This window comes from Campylobacter concisus (assembly GCF_002913545.1).
Taxonomy (GTDB): domain Bacteria; phylum Campylobacterota; class Campylobacteria; order Campylobacterales; family Campylobacteraceae; genus Campylobacter_A; species Campylobacter_A concisus_AV.
The window spans coordinates 41,387-48,327 of sequence record NZ_PPBR01000104.1 but is presented as its reverse complement, the minus strand read 5'-3'; the positions used below and the strand labels follow the sequence as shown (position 1 = coordinate 48,327).

Sequence of the window (6,941 nt, the reverse complement as noted above, 5' to 3'; positions counted from 1 at the left end):
TGGAGTATGCTATTTTTGGTCTTGGACGTGATGCTGACGTTAAAAAGAGTGTGTTTAAAGCACCGAGCGTTAGAACTGACGCAGCAGCTGGCGAAATGGCAGGGCTATTTTATTTATTGGCTAAAGGCTCAGCAGCATTTGCAGGTGGCAAGCGTGGTAACGTTGTAGCATTTGATAGCTCAGGCGATTGGAAAGGTACTCTAGCAGCACTAACTGAAACTATCTTGTCTCAACTACTTCAAAATATTTGGGATGCAGGCACAACTCCAAAAGATGTATTCATCGGTGCGGAGTTAAAACCAGCCATTAATAAAATAGTGCTTAGATATCATTCTCGACGTCAAATAATTATTTTGATATTAAAATTTATCGCTGAAAGATTGATATTTGGTATCACTAAAGCAATAATATCTATTCTTTTAGAGAATTTGGTCTGAATACAGCCAACAAATTTGCTGGCATGGCAAATTTGTATGGTTTTTAATTCAAAACATCCAAAAATATTTCACTAAATTCAGCCTATCTTTTCTTCTAGAAATTCCAAATTTCTTGCGCTTTTTCATTTAGTGGCTCTTTTGGTATCTGCAAGAAGGTGCCTTCTTTTAAGATCAAAGCTATAAAATCATCAGTTTCGCAAGTGCTAAAAAACGCACCATATGAAAAATGAACCGTGCTTGTTGCTGTGACAAACAAGATCTCATCATCATATATAACGATCTCTTGTTTGCGCTCAACATCGATGTTTGAGTAAATGGCTCTAGTGAATAAAATCGGTTTAATTATAGCCGCATAAATATAGAGCAAGACTATGCCGACACAAAGAACGATGGCTAAATTTCTTGCCAAAGTAGAGACATCGTCCATATCAGAATATACTATTAACTCGTGCCCAGTAACGTCAAAAAGCGCGACCATAGCTACTCCGCATAGCACAGCAAATGGCAGCTCGATCACTCTCATTAAAAACACAAGTTTATTCTTTTTATAGACGACGCTCGAGACCTTGCGTAGTAGCTTTTTAAATTTAGCATCGTTTTTTATACTAAATTTCGCTCTAAATCTTTCATTTTGCATGTTATTTCTTTAAATTTTGCCTAAATTTCATCCGTGACTATCTCTATTTTGCTTGCATCAACCAAGCTGCCGTCTATGATGATCTCATCTATCTTGCCAGCTCTTATGACGCCACTTTTTGGATTTTTCACGCTTTTTATGCTGCTTTTTGTGCTCACATCGACGCTTGAATACTCAAAAGCAAGGCTTGTATCCATAAAAATGCAATCTTTCACGACCAAATTTTCCACATAGCAAAGCGCTTGCAAGCTCTTTATCGTGCAGTTTATGAGTGTCACATTTTTAGCGTTCCATGCTAGGTACTCGCCTGAGATTAGGCAGTTTTGCGCGACCACGTTTTCGCAGTTCCAAAAGGCGTCTTTTGAGATAAGTTTTGAGTTTGTGATGCGAAGATTTTTGCAGCTATCAAAGCAGTAGTTGCCGTCCAAGCTTAGCCCATCAACTTCTAAATTTTCGCTATTTGCCCCAAAGTAGTCCCCTTTTGCAAAGACGTTTTTTATCTTCACGTCTGCGCACCCCCAAAGTGTCTCGGCAGCGTCTGAGAAATTTACATTTTCAAGTGAAATTTGCGAGCTTTTTCTAAAGCTTTTTGGCGCATTTATGGCCACGTCTTTAAAGCTTAAATTTGTGCTGTACCACATGCCAGCCCTTGCTAGAGGCTCCAAGTATCCGCCATTTAGCGTGATGTCGCTTGCGTACCAAAGTGGATATTTGTAGGCAAAAACGCACTCATTTAGCTTTAAATTTGAGCTGTGTTTTAGCGGCGACTCGCCATCTTCAAAGATGCAGTTAGTAAAATTTAGCCCCTTTGCCCCAAACATCGCGCGTTCTCCTGTGAAAGTTTCGGCCTTTCTCTCTTGCATTTTTGTCCTTTATTAAATTTTTCTCTCAAAATTATACTGATTTTCTCAAAATTTATTGCAAAATGCCATTAAATTTACTTTAAAGACGCAAAGCGTTATAATCGCCCCAAAAAAGGAGCAAAAATGGGTTTAAAATCAGACTCTTGGATAAGGAAAATGTCGGTTGAAAAGAAGATGATCGTGCCATTTGCCGAGGAGCAAGTGGGTCGCGGCGTCGTTAGCTACGGCGTTTCTAGCTATGGCTACGATATCCGCGTGGGCGATGAGTTTAAAATTTTCACAAACATCGGCGGAACCGTCGTTGATCCAAAGAATTTTGATGAGAAAAATGTGGTCGATTTTAAAGGCGATGTCTGCATAGTGCCGCCAAATTCTTTTGCTTTAGCACGTACGATCGAGTACTTTAACATGCCCGATAACGTGCTAGCGATCTGCCTTGGCAAGAGCACATACGCAAGGTGCGGCATCATCGTAAATGTAACGCCTTTTGAGCCAGGATTTAAGGGGCATATCACGATAGAGATCTCAAACACGACGCCACTTCCTGCGAAGATCTACGCAAATGAGGGCATCGCGCAGGTGCTATTTATCGAGGGTGATGAGCCTTGCGAAGTGACATATGCTGATAAAAATGGCAAATACCAAGCCCAAGAAGGCATCACACTACCTAGAATTTTAAAGTAATTTTCATGCCTTTGCGACTTTGCAAAGGCTAAATTTATCGCCCACTTTTTATAAAAACCCTAAACAATAACGAAATTTTGACGAAATAGAAGCTAGAAAAAGCAGAGCTTTGATAAACAAATTTTAAATTTGGCACAGCTTTTGCTTAAAAATTTATAAAAAATAATCCAAATTAGCCATTTATAAATCAAAAATGACTAGCAAAAAGGCGCAAAATGTTTAACAACAAATCGATATTGATCACCGGCGGAACAGGAAGTTTTGGTAAAAAGTACACCGAAATTTTGTTAAAAAAATATAAGCCAAAAAGGCTAGTTATCTACTCGCGCGACGAGTTAAAACAATACGAAATGGCTCAAGTTTTTAAAGACAAGGCTATGCGTTTTTTCATCGGCGACGTGAGGGACTATAAGCGCTTAAGAACTGCTATGAACGGCATAGACTATGTCATCCACGCAGCTGCGATGAAACACGTGCCAATCGCAGAATACAACCCAATGGAGTGCATCAAAACAAACATAGATGGCGCTCAAAACGTCATCGACGCCTCTTTGGAGTGTGGCGTTAGCAAGGTGATCGCACTCTCAACTGACAAAGCGTGCAACCCTGTAAATTTATATGGAGCTACGAAGTTAGCCAGCGATAAGCTATTTGTCGCTGCAAACAATATCGTCGGCGAGAAAAAGACGAGATTTAGCGTCGTAAGATATGGAAACGTCGTTGGTTCACGTGGCTCAGTCGTGCCGCTCTTTAAAAAGCTGATCGCACAAGGAGAAAAAGAGCTTCCTATCACGCATGAGAAGATGACTAGGTTTTGGATCACGCTTGAACAAGGCGTAAATTTTGTCCTTAAAAACTTTGAGAGGATGAAAGGCGGCGAAATTTTCATACCAAAGATCCCGTCAATGACGATGGTCGATCTCGCAAAAGCCCTTGCACCAGATCTTGGCGTCAAGATCATAGGCATTCGCCCAGGCGAAAAGATGCATGAGATGATGATATCAAGAGATGACGCGCATCTTACATACGAATTTGATGATTACTACGTTATTAGTCCGTCTATCCAGTTTTTAACAGCGCAAGACTTCTCGACAAATGCTCTTCATCAAAAGGGCAAACCAGTTAGTGAGGACTTTGAATATAGCTCAAATACAAATAAAATTTGGCTCGATAGAGCAGGCCTTCTTGAGATGATAGGAGATGCTAAATGATCCCTTACAGTCGTCAGCAGATCACAGAAGAAGATATCAAGGTAGTAGCAGATGCGCTAAGAGACGACATCTTAACAGGTGGCCAAAAGGTCAGTAAATTTGAAGAGGAGCTGGCAAAGTATGTTGGCGTAAAGCACGTGATCGCTATGAACTCAGCCACTTCGGCCCTTCACGTAGCCTATCTTAGCCTTGGCGTAAAGGCTGGCGATGAAGTGATCACGACGCCTATCACCTTTGTAGCCACTGCAAATGCGGCTTTGATGGCAGGAGCGCAGGTCAAATTTTGCGACGTAAAAGCAAATGGCAACATCGATGAAGAGAAAATTCCAGCTCTTATCACACCAAAAACGAAGGTGATAACTGCGGTTGATTACGGTGGCAATCCAGTGGAGCTAGATAAGATCATAAATTTAGCCAAAAAGCACGGCATAAAAGTGATAGATGACGCCTCTCACGCCCTTGGTAGCGTGCAAAACGGCGTAAAAGTGGGCGTTAAGGCTGATATTAGCATATTTAGCTTTCACCCAGTAAAGCCTATCACCACGCTTGAAGGCGGCGCGCTTGCTACAAACGACGATGAGCTAGCAAGGCTAGCAAGGCTATATAGAAGCCACGGCATCGCTAAAACAAAGCTTTGGGATAGCGACATTAGCCTGCTTGGATACAACTACAGGATCACAGACGTAGCCTGCGCTTTGGGGCTTAGCCAGCTAAAAAGGCTGGACGGCTTTATCGCCAAAAGAAATGAGATAGCTAAATTTTATGATGAGAAATTTAGCGGGTGTGAATATTTTAAAACCATAAAAATCCCAGCAAATACAACTAGCTCAAGGCACCTATATCCAGTGCTTTTGGATGAGAAATTTTGGGATAAAAAAGAGCAAATTTTTGAAGCACTCTTGCAAAAGGGCGTTGGCGTGCAGGTGCACTACAAGCCAACATATAAATTTAGCTTTTATAAAGCACTACTTGGTGAAATTTCACTGCCAAATGCGGAGAAATTTTATAGCGCCGAGCTTAGCATCCCATGCCATCACGGCATGAGCGTGGATGATGCTAAATTTGTAGCTAGCACGCTATTTGATGTGCTAAAAAGCTTTAGCGAGTAAAAAATGATCTGCATCATCCCAGCAAGAGGCGGCAGCAAGAGGATACCTGGCAAAAACATCAAAGACTTTTTAGGCAAGCCTTTAATCGCATATAGCATCGAGGCTGCGTTAAATTCTAAAGTTTTTAGCGAAGTGATCGTAAGCACCGATGATGAAATGATTGCAAATGTGGCTAGAGAATTTGGAGCTAGTGTGCCATTTTTTAGAGATGCGAGCCTAAGCGATGACTACGCGACAAGCACTGACGTGATAAAAGACGCGATAAGACGCGTAAATTCTGACTTTGACGTCTGCTGCCTATATGCCACAGCACCACTCATAACGGCTGAAATTTTAAAAGATGCCGCAGGAGAGTTTAAAAAGCAGGAGTGTAAATTTTTATTTTCAGCGACTGCGTTTGATTTCCCTATACAAAGGGCGATAAAACTTGATGAAAACGCTAGAGTTAGCATGTTTTATCCGCAGTTTGAAAAGACACGCTCGCAAGATCTTGAGCCTGCATTTCATGATGCTGGGGCATTTTATTTTGGGAAAAAAGAGGCTTGGCTGGAGTGCAGTGCTATCTTTGCGCCACACTCAAAGGCGTATTTGCTGCCAAGAAATTTAGTCTGCGACATCGACACGCTAGAGGATTTTGAGTTTGCTAAGAAGCTTTATTTGATAAATAATGGAAAGATTTGATTGAAAGAATTTAAAGGACTCCCCCTGCTAAAAACGCTCGTGCGCGCTGATAGTAGCAGCAAGATAGGGCATGGGCACATCAGGCGAGACCTTTTGCTTGCTAAAAAATTTAACGACATCTCATTTGCCTCGTTAAGGCTTGAAGGTGACATTTTTGATGAGATAAACTACTCTAAATTTAGCCTAAGAAGTGGCGAGATAGATGAGCTTTGCGAACTTATAAAAGATAATAAATTTGAGCTTCTTATCATCGACCACTACGGCTTTAGCTTTGAAGACGAAAGAGCTATAAAAGAAAAAACTGGCATTAAAATTTTATCATTTGACGACACTTACGAAAAACATTTTGCAGACTATATTTTAAATGTAAATTTATATGCACAAAAGGCAAGATACGAGAGGCTTGTAGAAAAAAGCTGTGAGGTGTTTTGTGGAAGCGAGTTTTTGCTAGTTAGAGATGAGTTTTATGAAGAAGCGCAGGTAAAAAGGGAGAAAATTTACGACTACGCTATCATTCTTGGAGGCACTGATATCTCAGGGCTAAGCGCTAAAATTTCAGAAAAACTGCTTCTTAAAAACCAAAAAACAGCCGTCATCACAACTAGCGGAAATAAAAACTTAAGCGCACTAAAAGAGTTATCAAGTAAAAACGAAAATTTTAGCCTTTTTGTAGATAGCAAAAACGTAGCAAGGCTGATGAACGAAGCCAAAATGCTCATCATAACAGCAAGCTCGCTTGTAAATGAGGCCTACGTTTTGGGAGCTAAATTTAAAGCCATTTGCGTAGCGGATAATCAAAAAGAGATATTTGCTTGGCTCAAAGAAAATGGATATGAAGCTTACTGGGGAGATGAGATTTGCTTGAGCTTATAAATTTTATCTCGCTTAGTGGCGAGCAAAAACTGATGGTCTTAAAGTGGCGAAATGACGAGCGTATAGCCAAATTTATGAAAAACAAAAGCGTTGGCAAAGAGGAGCATTTTGCTTTTTTAGAGAGATTAAAGAGCATTCAAGATAAGATCTACTTTTTAGTAAAAGATGAGGGTGAATTTATCGGAGTGGTGAGCTTCGTTGATATAACGAAAGAAAGTTGCGAATTTGGCGTTTATAAAAACCCAGAGCTAAAAGGAGTGGGTAAAAAGCTGCTTGATCTCATAAAAGACTACGCTTTTTTTACATTAAAGGTTGGCTCGCTAAAGGCAAAAGCTTATAATAGTAACGAAAAAGCGCTCGCGCTTTATAAAAATTTTGGCTTTAAGATCTATGCAAAAGATGGTGAGTTTAGCTATCTTGAGCTTAAAAATAAAACGGACTAACGG

The 6,941-nt window shown here is 40.5% G+C and carries 9 protein-coding genes; 7 read left to right on the top strand and 2 right to left on the bottom strand.

Annotation, left to right across the window (positions count from 1 at the left end; translation table 11 throughout):
* A partial coding sequence (locus CYP05_RS06980; RefSeq protein ID WP_181001189.1) for an SU10 major capsid protein occupies positions 1 to 437 on the top strand: 437 nt, incomplete at its 5' end.
* 94 nt (positions 438 to 531) lie between these two features.
* Here the strand turns inward: CYP05_RS06980 and CYP05_RS06975 are convergent.
* Positions 532 to 1,074: a YcxB family protein gene (locus CYP05_RS06975; RefSeq protein WP_181001188.1), complete on the bottom strand. Its 543-nt coding sequence runs from the start codon at positions 1,072 to 1,074 to the stop codon at positions 532 to 534.
* A 20-nt stretch (positions 1,075 to 1,094) separates the two neighbouring features.
* The gene (locus CYP05_RS06970) at positions 1,095 to 1,937 is read right to left on the bottom strand and encodes a DUF3737 family protein (protein ID WP_103642426.1); all 843 of its coding nucleotides are present in this window, start codon (positions 1,935 to 1,937) and stop codon (positions 1,095 to 1,097) included.
* A 123-nt stretch (positions 1,938 to 2,060) separates the two neighbouring features.
* On the opposite strand from CYP05_RS06970, the gene dcd reads away from it, so the two are divergent.
* The 6 genes from dcd to pseH all read left to right on the top strand — a co-directional run bounded on the left by dcd (position 2,061) and on the right by pseH (position 6,938).
* Entirely contained in the window at positions 2,061 to 2,621 is a 561-nt protein-coding gene (dcd, locus tag CYP05_RS06965) for a dCTP deaminase (RefSeq protein WP_002939953.1), read from the top strand.
* Positions 2,622 to 2,836: 215 nt separating this feature from the next.
* Positions 2,837 to 3,832 carry a UDP-N-acetylglucosamine 4,6-dehydratase (inverting) gene (gene pseB / locus CYP05_RS06960; RefSeq protein ID WP_103642425.1) on the top strand — a complete coding sequence of 332 codons (996 nt, stop codon included), beginning with the start codon at positions 2,837 to 2,839 and terminating at the stop codon, positions 3,830 to 3,832.
* Positions 3,829 to 4,941 carry a UDP-4-amino-4,6-dideoxy-N-acetyl-beta-L-altrosamine transaminase gene (pseC, locus tag CYP05_RS06955; RefSeq protein WP_103642424.1) on the top strand — a complete coding sequence of 371 codons (1,113 nt, stop codon included), beginning with the start codon at positions 3,829 to 3,831 and terminating at the stop codon, positions 4,939 to 4,941. Before pseB ends, pseC begins: the two co-directional genes overlap by 4 nt.
* Positions 4,942 to 4,944: 3 nt before the next feature.
* The gene (gene pseF, locus CYP05_RS06950; protein WP_103642423.1) at positions 4,945 to 5,622 is read left to right on the top strand and encodes a pseudaminic acid cytidylyltransferase; all 678 of its coding nucleotides are present in this window, start codon (positions 4,945 to 4,947) and stop codon (positions 5,620 to 5,622) included.
* Positions 5,623 to 6,495 carry a UDP-2,4-diacetamido-2,4,6-trideoxy-beta-L-altropyranose hydrolase gene (pseG, locus tag CYP05_RS06945; protein WP_103642422.1) on the top strand — a complete coding sequence of 291 codons (873 nt, stop codon included), beginning with the start codon at positions 5,623 to 5,625 and terminating at the stop codon, positions 6,493 to 6,495. It begins immediately after the preceding gene.
* Positions 6,480 to 6,938: a UDP-4-amino-4,6-dideoxy-N-acetyl-beta-L-altrosamine N-acetyltransferase gene (pseH, locus tag CYP05_RS06940; protein ID WP_103642421.1), complete on the top strand. Its 459-nt coding sequence runs from the start codon at positions 6,480 to 6,482 to the stop codon at positions 6,936 to 6,938. The genes pseG and pseH overlap by 16 nt, the downstream gene beginning before the upstream one ends.
* Positions 6,939 to 6,941 lie beyond the last annotated feature (3 nt).